Source organism: Streptomyces sp. WAC03905, from assembly GCF_057371075.1.
Window position 1 is genome coordinate 2,736,245 of the sequence record NZ_JBXYDZ010000003.1, and the last position, 18,455, is coordinate 2,754,699.

Annotated in this window: 12 protein-coding genes; 3 read left to right on the plus strand and 9 right to left on the minus strand. The window is 69.5% G+C overall.

Annotation, left to right across the window (positions count from 1 at the left end; all coding sequences use genetic code 11):
- Window positions 1-186 precede the first annotated feature (186 nt).
- The 5 genes from drmB to AC2RP6_RS14630 form a co-directional block, all read right to left on the minus strand.
- Window positions 187-2,079 carry a DrmB family protein gene (gene drmB, locus AC2RP6_RS14610; RefSeq protein ID WP_486446603.1) on the minus strand — a complete coding sequence of 631 codons (1,893 nt, stop codon included), beginning with the start codon at window positions 2,077-2,079 and terminating at the stop codon, window positions 187-189.
- The gene (locus AC2RP6_RS14615; RefSeq protein ID WP_486446604.1) at window positions 2,076-5,543 is read right to left on the minus strand and encodes a helicase-related protein; all 3,468 of its coding nucleotides are present in this window, start codon (window positions 5,541-5,543) and stop codon (window positions 2,076-2,078) included. Before AC2RP6_RS14615 ends, drmB begins: the two co-directional genes overlap by 4 nt.
- Window positions 5,540-7,276, minus strand: a complete 1,737-nt coding sequence (locus tag AC2RP6_RS14620) for a nuclease-related domain-containing DEAD/DEAH box helicase (RefSeq protein WP_486446605.1) — start codon at window positions 7,274-7,276, stop codon at window positions 5,540-5,542. Before AC2RP6_RS14620 ends, AC2RP6_RS14615 begins: the two co-directional genes overlap by 4 nt.
- The gene (locus AC2RP6_RS14625; RefSeq protein WP_486446606.1) at window positions 7,276-8,643 is read right to left on the minus strand and encodes a hypothetical protein; all 1,368 of its coding nucleotides are present in this window, start codon (window positions 8,641-8,643) and stop codon (window positions 7,276-7,278) included. The genes AC2RP6_RS14620 and AC2RP6_RS14625 overlap by 1 nt, the downstream gene beginning before the upstream one ends.
- A gap of 195 nt (window positions 8,644-8,838) precedes the next feature.
- The gene (locus AC2RP6_RS14630; protein WP_486446607.1) at window positions 8,839-9,912 is read right to left on the minus strand and encodes a hypothetical protein; all 1,074 of its coding nucleotides are present in this window, start codon (window positions 9,910-9,912) and stop codon (window positions 8,839-8,841) included.
- Between the two features lie 600 nt (window positions 9,913-10,512).
- Between AC2RP6_RS14630 and AC2RP6_RS14635 the strand changes: the two genes are divergently transcribed.
- Window positions 10,513-10,743, plus strand: a complete 231-nt coding sequence (locus AC2RP6_RS14635; protein ID WP_486446608.1) for a hypothetical protein — start codon at window positions 10,513-10,515, stop codon at window positions 10,741-10,743.
- Window positions 10,744-10,750: 7 nt separating this feature from the next.
- On the opposite strand, the gene AC2RP6_RS14640 is transcribed toward AC2RP6_RS14635, so the two are convergent.
- Both AC2RP6_RS14640 and AC2RP6_RS14645 read right to left on the minus strand, forming a co-directional pair.
- Window positions 10,751-13,264 carry a helicase-associated domain-containing protein gene (locus AC2RP6_RS14640; RefSeq protein ID WP_486446609.1) on the minus strand — a complete coding sequence of 838 codons (2,514 nt, stop codon included), beginning with the start codon at window positions 13,262-13,264 and terminating at the stop codon, window positions 10,751-10,753.
- Between the two features lie 381 nt (window positions 13,265-13,645).
- A complete protein-coding gene (locus AC2RP6_RS14645; protein ID WP_486446610.1) occupies window positions 13,646-14,170 on the minus strand; it encodes a VOC family protein in 525 nt (174 codons plus the stop codon).
- A 679-nt stretch (window positions 14,171-14,849) separates the two neighbouring features.
- On the opposite strand from AC2RP6_RS14645, the gene AC2RP6_RS14650 reads away from it, so the two are divergent.
- Complete coding sequence (locus tag AC2RP6_RS14650; RefSeq protein ID WP_486446611.1) at window positions 14,850-15,245, plus strand: DUF6479 family protein; 396 nt, start codon at window positions 14,850-14,852, stop codon at window positions 15,243-15,245.
- A 48-nt stretch (window positions 15,246-15,293) separates the two neighbouring features.
- On the opposite strand, the gene AC2RP6_RS14655 is transcribed toward AC2RP6_RS14650, so the two are convergent.
- Both AC2RP6_RS14655 and ligD read right to left on the minus strand, forming a co-directional pair.
- A complete protein-coding gene (locus AC2RP6_RS14655) occupies window positions 15,294-16,175 on the minus strand; it encodes an ATP-dependent DNA ligase (RefSeq protein WP_486450338.1) in 882 nt (293 codons plus the stop codon).
- Entirely contained in the window at window positions 16,175-17,071 is an 897-nt protein-coding gene (gene ligD, locus AC2RP6_RS14660) for a non-homologous end-joining DNA ligase (RefSeq protein WP_486446612.1), read from the minus strand. The genes AC2RP6_RS14655 and ligD overlap by 1 nt, the downstream gene beginning before the upstream one ends.
- Window positions 17,072-17,102: 31 nt before the next feature.
- Between ligD and ku the strand changes: the two genes are divergently transcribed.
- The gene (ku, locus tag AC2RP6_RS14665; RefSeq protein WP_486446613.1) at window positions 17,103-18,314 is read left to right on the plus strand and encodes a non-homologous end joining protein Ku; all 1,212 of its coding nucleotides are present in this window, start codon (window positions 17,103-17,105) and stop codon (window positions 18,312-18,314) included.
- The last annotated feature ends 141 nt before the right edge of the window (window positions 18,315-18,455 follow it).

Genomic DNA, 18,455 nt, shown 5'->3' on the forward strand with positions numbered 1-18,455 from the left:
CAGCGCGTACAGTCACGGAACACCCCGTGGACTGCTCGTGACGGGCTCTCCTCGAGGTTGACTCATAGAGGCCCCTGACCAGCAGGTTTCCGTCAAGCGCATGGGGCCTCCGGACCCGCTCAGTCACAGTGTCAGACCAAGGTGGTGTGCGTGAGCGGGATGCTTGCGCACACCGTCGACCTGCTCTCAGTTCCTAGCGAAGAATCCGAGCTCGCTCTTCCCGAGCCCACCGACCACCAGGGCACGGTCAAGGAAGCGGTTGTACTCCTCGCACGCCGTCTCAGGAAGCAGCGCGCAGCCGTGACAGGCGGCAAGGTTGCAGGACCCCGGACCTTGGCCCTTACTCTCGATGCACACCGGGTCCGAGGAGCACCACGCAGCGTGAGCCAGGGCGTTCTCCAGCACTCCCTCCAGTCGACCGGGCTCGCCCATTCGAACCAGGCCGCCCAAGGTGCCCTCGGAGTCCCCAGCGGCGGTGTAGATGAGTATGCCGGCCATGCCGTCCGGGCCGGGGCTCACGTAGAGCCGCTCCCTAAGTGAGGCCGAGCTGTAGCCGCACTCGTAGGTGAGCTGGTTGATGAGCAGGTGCGCCAGTGTGTGCAGGAGGATGAAGCGCGGCGACAACTCTCGCTTGGTCAGGCCGCGCTGTTCGGCTAGGTCCGAGAAGCGCTGTGTGAGTAGTTCAGCCTGCGCCAGAACTGCCCGACGCTCCTCCCACGCGCCCAGAGACGCCGTGTCGAGTTCCAGGTATATGCCCTCGCCGCTCACAGCGTATGCGGGAAGCCAGTTGCCACCCGGGCGCGCAGGTGTGCGACGCAGTAGTGCCTTGCGGGACGCGTCATCATAAGGGGACTCCGCGAAAACGCGGTTGAAGCCCCATAGCACCCGAGTTTCGCGGAGCTTTTCTACAAGCCTTACGCGGGCGAAGGCGGAGGCAATGCTGGGCGCGTACTGTCCGCGGGGCTCGCGTACTACCAGTTCTTCAGACTCGATCGCACCGCGCAGCGTCTGGTACTCGGTGGCGCGGAATGGAGCTGGGTCCTGCGCAGAGCCGGGCTCCTCTGTCTCTGAGGCTTCGGATTCGGCCTGTTGCAGCACGGCCAGTGCGCGGGCGATCTCCTCGTCGCTGAAGTCGTCGAGGAGGAAGGCACTCCCCTGGGCCGCTTTCCGGAGCATGTGGACGGGCAAAGCCTCTCCCTTGTCAAGGAAGACTGCTGCCCTCTGCCGGGCCTGTACGATCGCCCCGTCCTGGAGGACAGCGAGGGCCTTTGGATCGGCGGTCGACGCGGCCGTCTCTGGCACGAAAATGGAACTCTTAAGGAGCGAGTAGTAGACGTTCGCGGCGCCGCGCAGGCTGCCGCGGAGAGGGCTCCCGCACGGCTCCCCTTCGCGGTCGATCCCCAGCCAGGGCGCCCCGCCGCGGCACAGGTACGTCGGCCCGCCCGGCTCGAGCTCTTGCGAGAGGAACGTGGAAGGGCCGCTCTCGGCACTACTCCTTGTTGATGTGATGCCTTCCAGGCTGCGGGTCGCGTTGCAGGAACAGGACACCCGTTGGGAGGCCAGAGTGCCGCCGCCGGAGGACCGCAGTGAGAGGCGGTGCCCCCGGCAGGAGGGCGTCGCTGACTTATGCGTCCATTCGAACCAGGGGAAGTCCTGGAGGTGCCCTCGCTCACAGATCGCGACGAATGGCACTTGGGCGAAGAAGGGCTTGCGGCCGGAGGACTCATGCTCCTTGCAGGCCGGGCGGTTCTCCTGGTGGAGCCGGTCCCTGGCTAGCTTGCGGCAGCGCGGGCAGAAGCCCCAGGTGGGGAACCGAAGGACCGGGACGGTGAGACCGGTGTTGACCCCATCCTCCGAACGGGTGCGGTAGTCCGGAGGAGAGTAGAGCGCGTCGACACCGAGATGCTGTTCCAGGCGCCACTCGTGGATACGGAACTCTTCCTGGTTGCTGTCGTCTCCGCGCGGAAACCAGTGGTCGAGGCCTGCCGTGATGACTGACGTGCCGTCGGACAGCACGTGCATGGCCCCAGGGCCAAACGGCGCGACCATCTGGGAGCGCCGGACCTTGCCGCGGATCATGACTTTCCTTCCTGGATCGCGTACTCCGAGGTGACCTCGATCTGGCATTCGGCGTCGACGCCGCGCATGGAGGAGGGGATCGCCCAGGTCATACTCTTGGCATGCTCGTCCGCGTACTGGCCAAGGGGGCGCAGGAGCTGGTCACTGCTGACCATGGGCCCGAAGTCGCCCCAGTGCCCGGGCTGCCACGCCTCCCACTCCTTGCGCATCCTGTCCAGGATGTCGGCTGTGCGGTCGACTTCTTCGGAGTCGCAGAAGTCGACCCGGTCGAGGAGAAGCTTTCTGGCTGCTTCCCAGCCTTCGGCGGGGAACGGCTGAGGCTCAAGCGCCTCCGGTCCGGTCTGCCGGATGTAGGCAACCGCGACTGCGCGCAGGGCCCGGTCCAGGGCGGGCGGGGCGAATGGGGTGGAGCTGGTTGGTTCGACCTGCGCGTACAGGCGTTCGTGGTAGCTGCGGAAGCGCTCGAAGTGGCTGCGGTCTCGGGGTTTGCCGGCCCCGTACAGGGTGACGACCAGTCCGGGAATGCGTCGTCCGACGCGACCGGTGACCTGGATGTACTGGGAGGTGCTCTTTGGCTGGCCGACAACGGCCATGAGTGAGAGACGGGGGATGTCGATGCCGACCTCAATCAGGCTGGAGGCCAGGCAGGCATCTACGGCCCGCTGTTCGTCCGTGAGCTGCCGCTCGAGCTTCTGGATGGCTTCGGGGATCTGGTCCTGCCGGAGGCGGCTGGTCATCTCCTCGACCCAGTTGAGGTAGCGCATCCCGGTGCGGTCCGTCTCTGAGCGGTTGTTGATGGTCCTCAGGTAGTCGGGGATGTCGGACTGCATGAGCGACAGCGAGTTGCCGAGCTCACGGAGGCTATTGAAGAAGGCGAGCAGCGTCCACCAGGGGTCGCGGAGGCCTTCGGGAAGGTCCTTGGCTGCCTGGATCAGGGCGGCGAAAGTGCGGACCTGTGTGGTCTGCATGGAGCCGAGGGCAGGGGCGTGCACGCCGATGTAGCGCCGCCCAGGCTTGAGAGTGCCGGTCTCCGGATCGCGATCGTAGACGGCGAAGAAGGAGTCGGAGGCGTCGATGCCGTGCGGCGGGAAAAGATGCACCTGCTCACGGCCGTAAAGGGCCTTGACCTGCTCCTCGTGCCGCCGGATCGTCGCGGTGGAGGCGACGATCTTGGGGAGAATGCGCGTGCCGCCTCGCCGGTCGGTGCACAGTTCTTCGATAACTCCCTCGTAGAGGCCCGTAAGGGAGCCGAGCGGACCGGCGATGAGGTGCAGCTCGTCCTGGATGATCAACGAAGGTGGCGGGTAGGCCCGGGAGCCGTCCGAACCGAGCCCGTCGGATCCGAAGCCGAACAGGGCCCTTGCTTTGGGCCGCCAGGCAATGAGGGCGAACTTATCCACCGTCCCGATCACGAGGGTCGGCCGGTGCTCGTAAAGGTCCTCGTCAACCACGTAGACAGGCAGTGGCGACTCCTCTGCGGAAAAGCGGCACTCATTGTCCGGGCAGATGAAGCGCACGGTCCCGCGGTACTCCGTGTACCCAGCTACGGGTGTGCGGGCCGCTGCTCCGGTGCGTCGGCCGGACCTACGGCGGCGCTGACCGTGCGCGGCATCTTCCTCCTGGCTGGGTACGGGACCCATCTGAGCTGAGCACCAGGGACAGCGCAGCAGCAGAAACGGGTTCTCCTGCTCTCCGCGGTAGAGCCTGCCAAGTGCTGACTTCGCATCCGAGCGCCGGTTGGGGGTGGTCTCGCCACCCACCCAGATCCCGATCGAGAAGGAGACCGTTCCAAGGTCCGGCTCGTCTTCGCGCAGCTCCTCAAGCGCGCAGACGAGAGCGGCGGCGCGCAGGAATTGCTGAGCGGTCAGCAGACGCAGCGTATAACGCATGAGGACAGTGACACTCGTGTCACCTGAGCTGCGCAGACGACGGAGCAGCATGGTGAAGGCAGACAATCCGAGATAGGCCTCAGTCTTGCCACCGCCGGTGGGGAAGTAAATGAGGTCAACAACCTCACGGTCGTCATGGAGGGGATCGGCACTTGAGGGGACGGCGGCCAGGAGGAACGCAATCTGGAAGGCACGCCAGTTCCCCTTGCCCTTGCGGCGAGCCTCGTTCTCATCCGGCTGGAGCCCCTCCACCTGGTACCGCCCGTCGACGAACCGCGTCGGACGCAGGTCGGCCTCGGAGCGCAGTTGCTGGCGCAACATGGCACGGTTAGCCATCCGGAAGGCACGGCCCACGTCGCTCCGTGCGTCACGGACCAGTTCGAGCCCTTCCCTCATGCGGCCCAGAGCCTTACGGCACCCTTCGATGTGCTGCGCCGCGGTCGGCCGGAAGCGCTCATCGAGGCCAGCGGCCTTCTCTTCGAGCCCCTCGATCCACTCCGCGTACACGCCGACGACCTGCTCCAGGCGCTCAGGACCGCCGGGGCCGTCCCCAGAAAGCTGCTCCATGGAGACAGTGAGGGGGCTGCCGTTCTGCCGGATGTCGGGGGTGATGCTGGGTGCCTCGTACCAGGGCAGAGGGTCGGCCTTGGCCCAGGTGGCCCGGCCTTCTACAGGGTCGTCCCAGTCCGCGGCGCAGCCGTGCCCCACAGCGAAGGTCCGTGCTTCCCGGTAGAGCAGATTGAACGAGGCGTCGTCCGGGTGCCTCTCGGCTTCGGCAGCCTCCGGGTAGGGGGCGAGCCACCCGCCCCGCGGCTCGACGGTCATCTCGGCCTGGAACAGGCTCACAGCATCGAGTGGCTGGTTTCCGGGGACCGTCCGATTGACGAGGGCGACTGTGATCAGCCTGCCGTCCTGGTGGCTGCGCACGTTGACGATCAGCTCTAGGTCCAGCCCGTCAATGCCGCGCGAGGCGTCCGCGTCCGGCTGCGCCTTCCGCAGGACCCGATTGGCCGTGGCGATCTCGTCCGCAGACAGCTCCCAGACCGACGTAACGGGGCTGCGTACCCACCACCGCCGCGCATCGCCCGCCACAAGCACGTTCTGGCGTCTGTAGCGGCCTCCTGTGAAAACGATGCGGAGAGCCGTACCGCTCCCGCCCGCCAGCATGAACGACAGGCCCATGGTGCTGGGACGTCGGTCGTTCGCGCCGGCGAGGTCGAAGTCGTCGTCCTCAGGCGGCCCGCCGACCGTGCGCTGCGCAGCTTCCTGCAGGCCCTCGAAGACTTTTCCGTCGAGCGCGCCGTCCACGAGACCGGCGACCACCGTGCGATCCTCGTCGGCGGGCTGATCAGTGCCCTCGGCGGGGTACAGGACGCCGACGCCGTACCGCACCAGCGGGGCTCGGTCCAGGATCTCCTCTCCGGACTCGGGGTCCACCCATGGGCCGCGGGCTTCCTCCCAGTTGCCGAATTGTTCCCGGTCGAGGGACTTGCCGGCTGGCGCAGGGCCAAGCAGCTCGGCCCTCAGGGCGTCGATAACGTCCTCACGCGGACCGAGGTGGTCGCTGATGGTCATGCTGCCTTCTCCTTGAAGACCTGCTGGCGAAAGCCGGGGCGTGCGTTCTGGGACATCAGCACCGTGAGCTCGTCCCTGGCGCGGGAGGCGCCCACATAGAAGAGCGTCTGTTCGCGCGCCGACCCGAAAGAGGCGATATCAGTGAGGATGACCGCTGGGGAGTCCAGGCCCTTGAACGCGTGCACTGTTCCGTACCGCACCGCTCCCGGCCGCGGGGAGCCGAAGGGCACGAGCCGGTTTTGCCAGCGGGGGTCCTGGCAGCTGCCGGCCGCGCTCTGGTCATTACGCAGCGGTGACAGGACGACGATGTCCTCGGGCCGGAACCCTTCGCGGGTGAGCTGGGTGAGCCTATCGGCCAGTAGCCGCTGCTGTTCCTTGCTGTCCATCCACCACAGGTGCTCTGCGGTCCGGTCGTTGGAGGGCCGCAGCGTTCCGGCGTAGCCCGGGTCGAGGTCGGACGTCGCTTCCACGTAGAAGGTGATGTCGGGGACGCTCCTGCAGTTGTGACGCAGTATGAATACCGCTGGCTCGCCCGCTGTCCGCCCGTGGAGGGCTTCCATTCCTTCACCGCCGGAGTCATAAAGAGCCTGGCGCGTGAAGTCACCGAAGGCCAGCCACTGGCCGCTAGACAGACCTCCGCGCAAAGAAGAGTCGAGGACGTTGAGGTAGGACTCGCGCATCAGGTCCTGTGCCTCGTCGATCACCAGCACATCGAAGTTTGGGCCGTCGCGCTCCAGCAGGGCTTCCAGGGCGAGGTCGGGAAGCTCCTCTGTGAAGAACCCGTCACCTCCGCTCGCCACTGGGCGTGCAGAGGGAACCAGTCCCGCCATGTAGGAGTGAAGGTGAGCGGCCGTGATCCCCTCCACACCGGCGGTCTCTTCCTTGAGCCAGCGGCCCAGCTGCCGGTTGAAACAGCACAGCAAGACTCTAAGACCGCTTTCGGCGAACCGCCGCGCCGCCTCCACGGCAACGAAAGTCTTGCCTGTTCCTGCGGCGCCGCGGACCAGGCACCGCCGATTGGCGGCGATCATGTCGAGCACCTCGTACTGCTGCTTGGTAAAGGTCTGAGTCTCCCGTTCCATTCGCTGCCGCCGCAGCTTGGGCGGTTCGGCAAACTCGAATGAGGGCCGAAGCGCCTCCAGGATCCGCTCGGTCTGGCCGGCGTCGGGAGCGGCGGATGCGGGGTTGAACCAGCCTGCTGTGGGAGTCGAGGTGAGGTGCGCGCGGTGGGCGTCCAGGACCCCGGTGATCAGAGCGGAAACGGGACGGCTGTGCAGGGCCACTGTGTCGATCGCCTGCCATGAGTGCCACTCCATGGGGCCTGACACCGCGAACCGGCTGTGCGTGAACAACACAGTGGAGGTCATCGGCACTGCTCCCAGCCCACCGCCGTGGCCGATGAGCTTCTCCTTGACCGCATGCATGGCCTCATCGGCCTGTTGGAATGGGCTCCTCAAGGTTGGTGGCTGGCTGCCCAGCCGCCACTCGCCACTCGGGAGGCGCCTGACCTGCAGATGGGCCTTCACCTCCAAGACTAGGATTCCCTTCCCGGGCACGATGATGACGAAATCAGCCTCACCCTGGATCTGCCGCGGGTGGTTGGCGATCCCCAGCGAATGCAGCACCACCCAACCTTCCGTGCCAGGGTCATCGCGAAGCCGCTGGAATACCTCTTTCTCACCGGGACTAGGGGTGACTTCCGGATCGAAGGCCGACGGGATCATGCGCGCCATCAGGGCACCTCCGAAGTGCGGAGCCGACAGAGGTAATGCGGGGGAACGCGCAGCTGGCCAGGGAGAACGGCGTCGACCAGAGCCACCCGCGCGCCCGACTCCGTATCGTCCAAGGGGATCTCGCACCAGCGGTCCACCCAGAGCCGCTGCCACAAATCCCCGGAGACAGCACGCTGCACGGCCTCGGCATAGCCCCGCCCGGCACTGCGGTGTGCATGGTCGATTCGGCCGAGGGCAGCCCAGACGTCCTGCGCCTCCCCTTTGCGGCCCAGGTAGGCCATGACAACAGCGAAGTCATCTCTACGCCGCGTTCTGATGCACCAAAAGCTCGTCCAGTAGTCCAGGTTGGTTGTCACCGCGCCGCGCGCCACCAAGTCCTTCGCAACCCCCCGACGGCCATCTGGATGATGGGCAATACGATCGCTCAGCTGCGTTTTCCACCCCTGCTGTAGCGCCCGCAGCATGGGTGCGTCGTCGCCCAAGACGACGTCGGCCCGCTCGATCAAGCTCTGATAGTAGGAGCTACCGCGAAGTACGACGTAGTCGCCGACCGAAATCAAGGCCCCGTCGACGGCCTCGACGGAGGGCTCATCATCCGGATCCGACTCAACAAGCAGGATCTCGTGAACGCTGGATTCCACGGGCAGCAGGACATACGAGCCGTCGGCGAGCAGGGCCCCGCGGGCCTCCACCCCTTCATGACCCCCTTTGGCACCGTCCCGCAGAGCTTCGATGGGAAGTTCTGCGACAGCATCCTGCGCCAGGGAAACGACATCGAGATCGGTCAGCAGGGACTCTGTCGTCTCAGGCGACGTACCACCCGTGAGCTCGGACGGTGCTCCGACTGTCCTCGTGTCGCGGCGGCGTACGCGCGTTGGCATGGTGCCGCGCAGCACAGGCCCCTCGTCGAACAGCGGCTGTACGTCCAGCGGCTCACGGTAGAAGTCATAGTGGACCAATCCGAGCCGCGCCGCCCGGGGAGCATTCAGCACACCCGGCGGAAGCCAGCCGACCGGTCCCACGACCACGGCCGAGTCAAACACCTCAGCCCCCAACAGGTCACTGACCAGGCCAATCTCCGCTGGGTAGTGGAGCACGTCGAACGCGCGGACAACGGCGTCCTGGTAGAAGCGGTTGGTCACCGCCACAAGCGGCGTGCCCTTGCGGCCAGACGACAGGAACGTCATAACCCCGGCCATAAGGGGATTGGAGGAGTCCGTTCCCAGGCGAGTCAAGGCTTGCGCGACGGCAGATAGCTGGCGCACCAGGTCGGCATCCGCAGTCTGCCGCAATCGAACGCTGATGCCCGCCAAACTGTGCGCCGTTTCCTGAAGCCTGAGCTGCGCGCTATTGAGGGGCACCGGCACGGTACCGAGGAGCCACCGGACCCGCCGGATCTCGACGCAAGCTTGCCTCCACAGGTCAGAGCTTCTCCAACTCCCCTACTGCACGCAAAAATTGGGAAACTACCCGCATGAACGAGTGCACTCCTGAGTGGTGAACAGGCTGCTCCTCAATAGCGCAGCCCGCATGCTGGTAGACCTTGTCTACCTCCCACAAACTCATAGTGCCGCCCTCCTGCTCTTCCATGCCAGCAGTTCAACTCCCGGAGGGATACGGCTGCCGAGGTCTCCGGGCACGTCGAGGTCGGCCACGCTGCGCCATCGGTTCTCGTAGAGCCCGTCCGCAGCGGCCACCGCTGACGGGCTGGTGCGCTCGACCACGGCCACCGTCACGCTCGCGAGGCCGGCTCCAAACCACCGCCGAACCGTTGCCGCACCGTCGAGGACTGCCACAGCCGGCTGGCAGGATCGCACCGCATCGCGGTACTCCTCCGGATCACCCCGGCTCGACAGCACCACACTGCGATAGTGGGATCCAGGCGAGCGGACAGCGCGCAGACGCAGGAGCTCCTGCAGGGGCAATGCCGGTCCTCCGGCTGCCCCAACGACGAGCTGGGCCTCAGCCAGGACCGTGTTCCTTACCCCCACCACAACGCTGTGCAGCGAGCAGCGTCCGTAGAAGTCGGTCATCTGTCCGGCCAACAGGTTCTCAGCGCCGACGGGTATTGCAAGCTCTTCGCTGAAGCGGTTGCTACCCCTGTAGTCCTCCGGCAGGTCTGGCCAGTGGAGCAGTTGGAGCCGGTAGTCGTCTGCCGGAAACCACGAAATGGGTCCAGGACGCCGTCCAGGATTCTTGCTGCCTGCGAGTTCGTAGACCCGCCCCTGATGGTTCTGAATCGCCCCGCCGAACACTCCCGTGTACACGCGCCGTCCCTGCCCGGGGCCCTTGACCGGGATGACTCGAACACAGTGGCCGACAGGCAGGCATTCGGCCTGCTCGAAGTTCTGCTCCGACTCCGCAGGGACCACTTCCGCCTGGGACGCCCGGTTCACAACCCCATAGGTCAGCAGCACCGCGAGGTAGTCACGCGTCGGAACGGACAGCGCCACTACTGCGTTTGAGCCCTCCTTGTGCAGGTCTGCCGCCCAATACCCGACCTCCGAGAACCAGGCCGCCCACTCAGGCAGCCTCTGCCACCTGTCGCCGACCAATGTGGACGCGCCCCGGAGCGATGTCATGCCTCTTGCCACTGCCCAAGCCCCCACCAAGAGAACATCCCTCAGCACCACCATCGAAGAGGTCCCCGCCCCTGGCAGTGCGTGGATCTTACGACATCTTCACGATTAAACTACCCCTGCTTCACTCTTCGAGGTGGCGGGTTCGCCAGATCGGGCGGCCCCCAAAACTCACGGACGCCGAACTGCTGTGCCTGGCCGTCGCCCAGGTCCTCCTCGGCTTCCCCTCGGCCCGGCACTGGATCCGCTTCGCCCGTGCCCGCCTCGGGCAGGTACGGAACGCAAGAAGGCCCTCCAACAGTACGAACACTCTTTGCCGGGTCCTTGGCGCACTGCATGCGAAATCCCCCCGGCAGGATTCGAACCTGCGCACACGGCTCCGGAGGCCGGTTCAGGCCGGAGTGTACGTGCAGGTCACGCGCCTCCGGCCGATCCAATGACCCTACAAGGCGCCACATGGTCGTCGATGAACACGTACCGTGCCGCCAGAAGGGCGTCCAGGTTTGTCTTCACACACTGACCAACGGGCGCCCTTCGTCATGGTCGCGACCAGCACAGACATCGGACTCACTCATCCAGATCCGCAACGACTTCGACCAACTGCGCCGCGACCGCGGCAAGGCGGCTCACAGTCAACTGTTCGACGCCTCGCGCGCCTTGGCTGCCGTACGCGTCTGCCACAAGCTCGGACTCTGGTTCCGCGACGCCATCGAGGGCCGTCGCACCGTCGCCGAGTTCGTGCCGCCGACGGATCCGGGCGAGACCGGCCAGGTCACGGACCCGGCCGAGCCGGCCGAGCTGCGCGAAGCCCTCGCCGGCCACCACGACGCCCCGACGCGGACCCGTATCCGGCTCACGGTGTCCAGCAGCGACCTGGAGGCCGAGTGAAGCGGTGTCACCCGTCGCTGCCATGGCTCAACAACAGGTCGGCCAGTGTCCGGGCGCTCGCCGGGACGCGGCCGAACGGTTCGCCGTACGTGGCGTGGGCCTGGTCCAGGGTGGGGAGCAGGCTGGGCGCACGATCGGTGGGGGCGCGGTCGAGGAGCGTGGTTCCGGTTTCGGCCTCCTGGGTGGGGGCGTAGCCCGCGGTGCGCAGGGCGGTGAGGGTCTCCTCCGGGGGCGCCGTGGAAATCAGGACCGTGGGGGCGATACGGCGTAGGCGGAGTCCGGTCAGGCCGCGGGCCTGGGCCACTTCGGCGATCAGGCCGGTGTCGTCCGAGCGGATGCAGCAGGCGGAGCGGACGACCTTGAGTTGTCCGTGGGTGCGGGCGGTGTCCTTGATCGTGTAGGCGAGCGGCTGTGGCAGGGGGGTGCCGCGCTCGCTCGCGGTGGTGAGGCGGTCGAGCAGTTCCTCTGCGTTCCAGCCGGCGTCCAGGGCCCGGCGTACGGAGGTCGCGGTGATCCGCCAGACCACGGCGTGCCCTTCGGACTCGATGTCGCCGACGGCGGAGAGCAGGTCTGCGAGGGCGGGGGCGGGCGCGCCGGTGACGGTGGCGGTCAGGTCGCTCTGGAACCGGGCCGTCTCGCTGGGCTCGGGCAGCGCCGCGTACAGGGCCTCGCGCAGCGCGGTCACCGCTTGTGCCAGGGCGGGGCGCACGGACAGGTCCTCACCCAGGCCCTCGGAGCCGCGGGCGGACGGGTCCGTGCCCGCGCCGGGCACTGCCGGGTAGTGGTGGGCGGCTCCCGCCTCCAGCAGTCGGCACAGGGCCCGCCCCAAGGGGGTGAGCGCGCCATGAGCGACCACGCCGAGCAGGGCCGCCTCTGTCAGGGTGGCCGCCACGCGGTCGAGCACTCCGTCGAGTCCGGTCAGCTCCCCGGCGTCGTCCTCGGCCAGGTGGGCGCGCAGGGCGGGCTGGAACCACGCGGCCAGGGACAGCAGTTCGGAGTATCCCAGCGCGTCCCCGATCAACCCGTGTCCGTCGGGGAGGACGGCGAGGGCTCGTAGGACACCGGTGCGCAGCGTCACGGCGTCATCGTCCTGCGGGCTGACGAGTGCGACCGGGGTCTCGTCGGGGGCCGGCCAGTGGCTGAGCACGGCGGGGACCACTGCCCAGGCGGCCAGCAATGGCAGCAGCTTGCCCGCGGCCGGGGCGGCGGCCCAGGCGTCGTAGCGGTCGCTCGGCAGCAGCCGGGCGGAGGGCTTGGGGCTCTTCGGGTTCCGGCGGCCGCGGGAACCGGGGGCCGGTTCGTCGTCCTGAGGAGTGGCCAGGCCGGCGTTGACCGCGAGGTCCAGCCACAGCCGGGTGTCGGCCTCGGCGGCTCCGGCCGATTTGGCCAGCCGCCGGGTGTCCCGTACGGCGATCCCGCCCGCCTTGCGGATGGCGACCGGCTGGGCGGCCAGCGCCCGCAGTACCAGTTCGGCCCGCCAGGCGGCCGCCGCGGCAGCAGTGCCACCCTCGGCCTGCCCGCCCTGCCCGCCCTGCCCGCCCTGCCCGCCGGACGGCAGCGGCGCGGTGGCGGTGAACGGTTCCGGTTCCAGCCGGGGACTGGGTGCCGCACGCCCGTCGCGGAGCGCACGGGCGACCTCGTAGGGAAGCTCCACGAGGTCGAGACCGACGGGGACGAGCAGTCCGCGCTCGGCCAGCCAGTCGGTGCCCTCGTCGCCGCTGCCGGCCTCCCGGAAGACGTACTTGGAGTCCGGGCCGGCGTACTGGTCCCCGTACCGGCTGACGAAGCAGTGGGTGCGCAGCAGCGGCGGGCCGGGGACCAGGTGGTCCAGGAGCTCCAGTGCCCGGACCGGGGCGTCCGCCACCAGGACCCGCACCCGGGCGGGATCGGCGAGCAGAGCGACGATCAGTTCCTGGGCCTGGTCGCGGGTACGGGTCGCCCCCTCGCCGAACAGGGTCGCGGCGATCCGCTTGATCTCGGGGGCGTTGTAGGCGGAGGTCAGCAGCCGGGCGGCGGTGCGCCCGTAACCGTCGAACCCGGTGGCCCGGAGGTGCAACAGCGGCGGCAGCGCCAGTTCCCCCTCGGGCGCGGGGAGCAACAGCGCGCGCTCCCGCAGTCGGGTGAGCGTGTGCTCCGCCCGTCGGCGCTGCTCCCCCGGCTCGAACCAGGCCAGTACGTCCCGTGCGGGCACCAGTCGGTCCGCGGGCTCCACCGTGGCAACGGGCTGCCGCTGTTGCCAGGGATAACGGGGTCCGTCGTCGGCCTCGCCACCGGCTACGGGACCGTGCCGCTCCAGGGCGAGGGCGGCGATGGAGGCGAGCAATTCCAGTTCTCCGGCCGTACCTGCCATCAGGCCCTGGACCACGGATTCGTCGGTGAGCAGGTGTGCGGCGAGCTCGCGCAGGGTGGCGATCGGTCGGTGCTCGGCGGCGAGCGGCAGGTGCCGCTCCTCCAGCAGGGCGGTCAGGCGCTCGGGATCCAGGGTGCCCAGCCATGCCGCGAGGGCGGTACGCGCGTTCACCCGGCCAGGCTAGCGCTGTCCGACCGCCCCGAAGGGGTGAACACGGGACCGTGAAGTCCCAGAAGCCGCCACCTGCTGAACCGACGGATTGAGACGTCACGCGGCGAGCAGGCCGGCCGGCCGTGTGGGCGGTCGACAACTGCCCGCGCGGACGTCGGGGCTGGGTGACGGCCCGATGGTGCGCGTGAGGCGGGTGAGGCGCGTGAGGCGTGCATCTCAGGCGTGGGCTGCTGCGGTACGGCCAGCCGTATGCCGGGCCTGAGCAGCGCGGCCCGAACGCGCCGCCGGTCGCCGGTCGCCGGTCGCCGGTCGCCGGTCACCGGGAGTGCGTCGGCGGGGGGCGGCCGCCACCGCAGAGTGGTGCAGCCGGGGCGGGAAGGCTCAAGCGGTCGGGCGGCGCGGGGCGCTTGCCGTGCCTGAATCCCGGCCGCTCAGAGCGACGTCCAGTGTCTCCTGGGCCGTGCGCATCGCCTCGGCGTACTTCGGCTCCAGCATGCGCTCCCAGGCGCGGTCCGGGGCGACCTCCTCGACCCGGCTCACCACCCACCAGATGTTGCCGAAGGGATCCCGCACCCGTCCACCGCGATCCCCCCACGCACTGTCGGCGATCTCGGTGACCACCTGCGCCCCGTGCGCGACGGCGGCGGCCATGGCCGCGTCCGCGTCCGGGACGTAGACGCGCAGCAGGGAGGGCATCACGGGCCAGTCGGACCGTCGGTCGAAGGCCAGTACCACCGTGTCGCCGACACGGATCTCACCATGGCCGATGGTGCCGTCCTCGACGGGCACCCGTGCGATTTCCTCGCCGTCGAACGCGGCGGTGATGAAGTCGAGCAGTGCACCGGTGTCATCGGTGACCACCCACGGTGCAACGCTGGTGTAACCCTCGGGTGCGGTGTGCCTCATCGGTTGCCTCGTCCTCTCGTGGACCTATCGCGGTGTGACGAACCTAGGACTCAATGAGGACGACCGCTGACCTAGATCCGGCACGAGGCCGGCACATCCGTCTTCAGGCGATGTGAGCAGAGAGGGTCGGGGACGTGGTCTGCGGCCGCAAGCGGGGCTCCGGCCCATACGGGCTCAGCGTCCACGAGGACGAGTCCGAGAGTTACGCGGGGCCTTGGCCGACCCGATCGGGGCGTCGGCCGACCCGGGGCGGTACCACGGCTGGCCCGGAAGGAGTCGCGGTCGACCCGAAGCGGGGCGGGGCTCGGCCCGAGGGACCACGGCCGACCCGAAGCGGGGCGGGACGAGCACGAGGCAGGTCGAGCGCCGGCCGGTACGGGACCGGGGCCCGGTAGGAGGGGGCAGGGCCGCACCAGGGGGCCGGGGCCCCTGGTACGAGGGCGCCATGCCCAGCCCAAAGGGGGCCGGGACTCCCTCGTACGAGCGGGGTCTCCGGCGGGCCGAGCGGGGGCGGGGGCGGTGCGAGGCAGGGTGGGCGTCGGCCTGTAACGGGCCGAGCCCGGCGCCCGGGGGGCCGGGGTCGGTAGGAGGGGGTGGGTTCGGTCGGCCGCCGCCGCGGGCCGTCGGCGTCACGCTTCGAAATGCGCATCGCCGGGCGATGTGGGGGAAAATGGGCCGTATGGACATGATCCTGAGCGTGGACTCGATCCTCACGGATGTCGCGTGGTTCCCGGTCATCGGACTGGCCGTCGTCGCCCTGCTGCTCGGCGGCTTCAAGCTGGGTCAGCTGGTCCGGGCCAAGGAACCGCCGCCCCCGGCCGCCGAGGAGCAACCCCACCTGCCGGACGGCGGCGCGGTCTACGAGGTCCGCGAGGAGCGGGACCAGGTGGAGATCCCCGAGGGCGGCCTGCGGCCGCACGAGATGCAGGGCTACGGGAACTTCGGCTCCACCACCTCCAGCCACCCGGACGAGGTACGTGCGGAGCGCGAGTCCGGCTACGAACTGCCCAAGGGGCCGGGACCGCACCCCCAGCCCGGGGCTCCCCCGGACGCCGGGCGCGGAGCACACTCCTGATCAGGCCCCCGACCCGCGACCAGGCTCTGGCCCGCGCCCCCGCGCGGGTCAGAGGTCTGTCCGGAGCCGGAGCACCTCCGGCGGCGGATGCCGGGCCGAGGTGTGGCGGACCTCGGCCGTGAGCGGGGGGTCCAGGGCGCGGTACGGGATCTCGCCGAGTCCGATGGCCGTCACGGTGGCGTGCGGCTCGGCGGCCCCGCGCGTGGCGGCCGCGTCCGCCACCTCCCGGCGCAGCGCGGCCGTCAGGGGGCTCGACACCAGCGGGGTCTCGTCCCCGACGGGCAGGACGAGGACGAGGGCGAGCGGCCGGCGCGGGGTTCCGGTGTAGCCGACGACCGCCGCGTCGCGTACGTCGGTGTGCCGCAGCTTCTGCCAGCCGCGCCGCCCGGCCGGGTAGGGCTGGTCCAGCCGTTTGACGACGAGTCCCTCGATGCCGCTGGCGGGGAGGGTTTCGTACCAGGTGGCGGCCAGTTCCGGGTCGGTGGTCATCGGTACGGGCTGCAGGGGCGGCCCGAGGGGCAGGAGCAGGTCGACGAGGAGGGCGCGGCGGCGCTCGTACGGGTGGCCGCGCACGTCGAGTCCGGCCAGTTCCAGCACGTCGAACGCCGCGTACGAGGCCGGCAGGCTCTGCGCGAGCACCGCGGCGCGCGCGGCCGTGGCCGCCGCCCGGCGCTGCACGAGGGCGAAGTCCGTCCGGCCCCCGTGCCAGACCACCACCTCGCCGTCGAGGACGGTCCCGGCGGGCAGCTGCAGCGCCGCGGCGGCCAGGTCGGGGAATGCGCTGGTCACGATGCGGCCCGACCGGGCCTGGAGCGTCACGTCGGCCGCCGAGCGCACGACGACGAGGCGGTGCCCGTCGAACTTGGGCTCGTACGCCAGTCCCGCCGCGCGCGGCAGGGTGCGTACGGCGGAGGCCAGCGCGACGCGGATCACGGCCGTGCCCTCGGGAGCGGGCGGCCCTGCGCGGGGTCGGCGAGCGGGGCGAAGAGGTCTCCGTCGCGGTCGAGCCGCGGCCCGATGTCGTCGGCGAGGAAAACCAGGTCGGTGGGGGTGCGGCAGGCTTCGACCTCGGCCCATGAGACGGGGGCGGACACGGTCGGGCGGGCCCGCGCGCGCAGGGTGTAGGCGGCGGCGGTGGTCTTGGCGGCGGCGTTCTGGCTGTGGTCGACGAAGACCTTTCCGGGGCGCAGGGCCTTGGCCATGCGGTGGACCACGAGGTCGGGGAGCTCGCGCTCGGCCTCCTGGGCGAGCTGCTTCGCGTACGCGGACACCTGCGAGGAGGGCGTCGGCTCCAGGGGCACGGCCAGGTGGAGGCCCTTGGAGCCGGAGGTCTTGGCGTAGGCGTCGAGGCCGTCGGCGGCGAGGCGCTCGCGCAGCCACAGGGCGACGGTGCTGCACTCGGTGACGGTCGCGGGCGCACCGGGGTCGAGGTCGAGGACCATGCGGTCGGCGACGGCGGGGCTGCCGGCGGGCCACTGGTGGATGTGGAACTCGACGACGAGGTTCGCGGACCACATGAGGGTGGCCATGTCGGCGACGACCACCTGTTCGGCGGAGGGGTCCTCGGAGCGGGGCACGGGGGTCGTCGTCACCCAGTCGGGTGTGCCGGGGGGCGGGTTCTTGGTGAAGAAGAGCTGACCGTCCGGTCCGTCGGGGTAGCGCAGGAAGGACACCGCCCGGTCGTGGATCTGGGCGAGCAGGGGCCCTGCGACGGTGGCGTAGTAGTGGAGCACCTCGCCCTTCGTGAAACCGGTCTCCGCGTAGAGGACCTTGTCGAGGTTGCTGAGCGCGATGCGACGGCCCTCCACCATGGTGATCGGCGTCATACGATGAGATTGCCACGAAACGGGAGGAACCGTGCGATCCATCTGGAATGGAGCGATCTCCTTCGGCCTGGTCAGCATTCCGATCAAGCTCGTGAACGCGACCGAGAGCCACTCGATCTCTTTCCGTCAGATCCACCTCGCCGACGGCGGGCGGATCCGCTACCGCAAGGTGTGCGAGCTGGACGGCGAGGAGGTGCAGGGCGCCGAGATCGGCAAGGGGTACGAGGAGGCGGACGGGTCCGTCATCCCGATCACGGACGAGGACCTGGCGCAGCTGCCGCTGTCGACCGCGAAGACGATCGAGATCATGTCGTTCGTGCCCGCCGAGGAGATCGATCCGCTGCAGATGGACGCGGCCTACTACCTGGCGGCGAACGGTGCGACGGCGGCGAAGCCGTACACGCTGCTGCGGGAGGCGCTGAAGCGGAGCCGGAAGGTCGCGATCGCCAAGTTCGCCCTGCGGGGGCGGGAGCGGCTGGGCATGCTGCGGGTCGTCGACGACGTGATCGCGATGCACGGGCTGCTGTGGCCGGACGAGATCCGGGTGCCGGAGGGGGTCGCACCGGACGTGGAGGTGACCGTACGGGACGCCGAACTCGACCTGGCGGACGCGCTGATGGCGACGCTGGGCGAGGTGGAGATGGCGTCGCTGCACGACGACTACCGGGACGCGGTGGAGGCGATGATCGCGGCGAAGGCGGGCGGGGCGTTCGAGCCGGCGGAGGCCACCGGGGAACCTGCCGGCGGGCAGGTGATCGACCTGATGGCGGCGCTGGAGAAGAGCGTGCGGGCGGCGAAGGCGTCGCGGGGCGAGGCGGCGGGGGACGGTGGGGCGGAGGACGGTGGGGCGGAGGACGACTTCGGCGCGGCGGCCGACGCGGCCGCCGACGCGGGGGACGGTGGGCAGGGGGCCGAGGTCACGCCGATGCGGCGCCGGGGCGGGACGGGCGGGCGGAGGTCGCCGGCCGCGCCGAAGACGGTGGGCGGGAAGAAGTCGACGGCGACGTCGGCGAAGAAGACCTCTGCGGCGGCGAAGACCGCGTCCGCGGCGTCGAAGAAGAAGTCGACCACCACGGCGAAGACCGGTACGGCGAAGACCACTACGGCCAGGACCGGTACGGCGAGGTCGGGCGCGGCGAAGTCCGTTACGGCCAAGTCGACTTCGACGGCGTCCGCGAAGAAGACCGCGGGGGCGGGGGCGAAGAAGGCGGCCGCGACGCCGCGGAAGCGGCGCTCTGCGTGACGCCGGGGTCGTGGGGCGCGGGCCGTGCCTGCGGCGCTGCTCCCCGCCCCGCCCTTTCACCGTTTCCCGGGGCAGGGGCGTCGCGCCCGGGCCTCGCCTCAGACGCCGGCGGGGCAGGGGTGAGGCTCCGCCCCCGGGCCT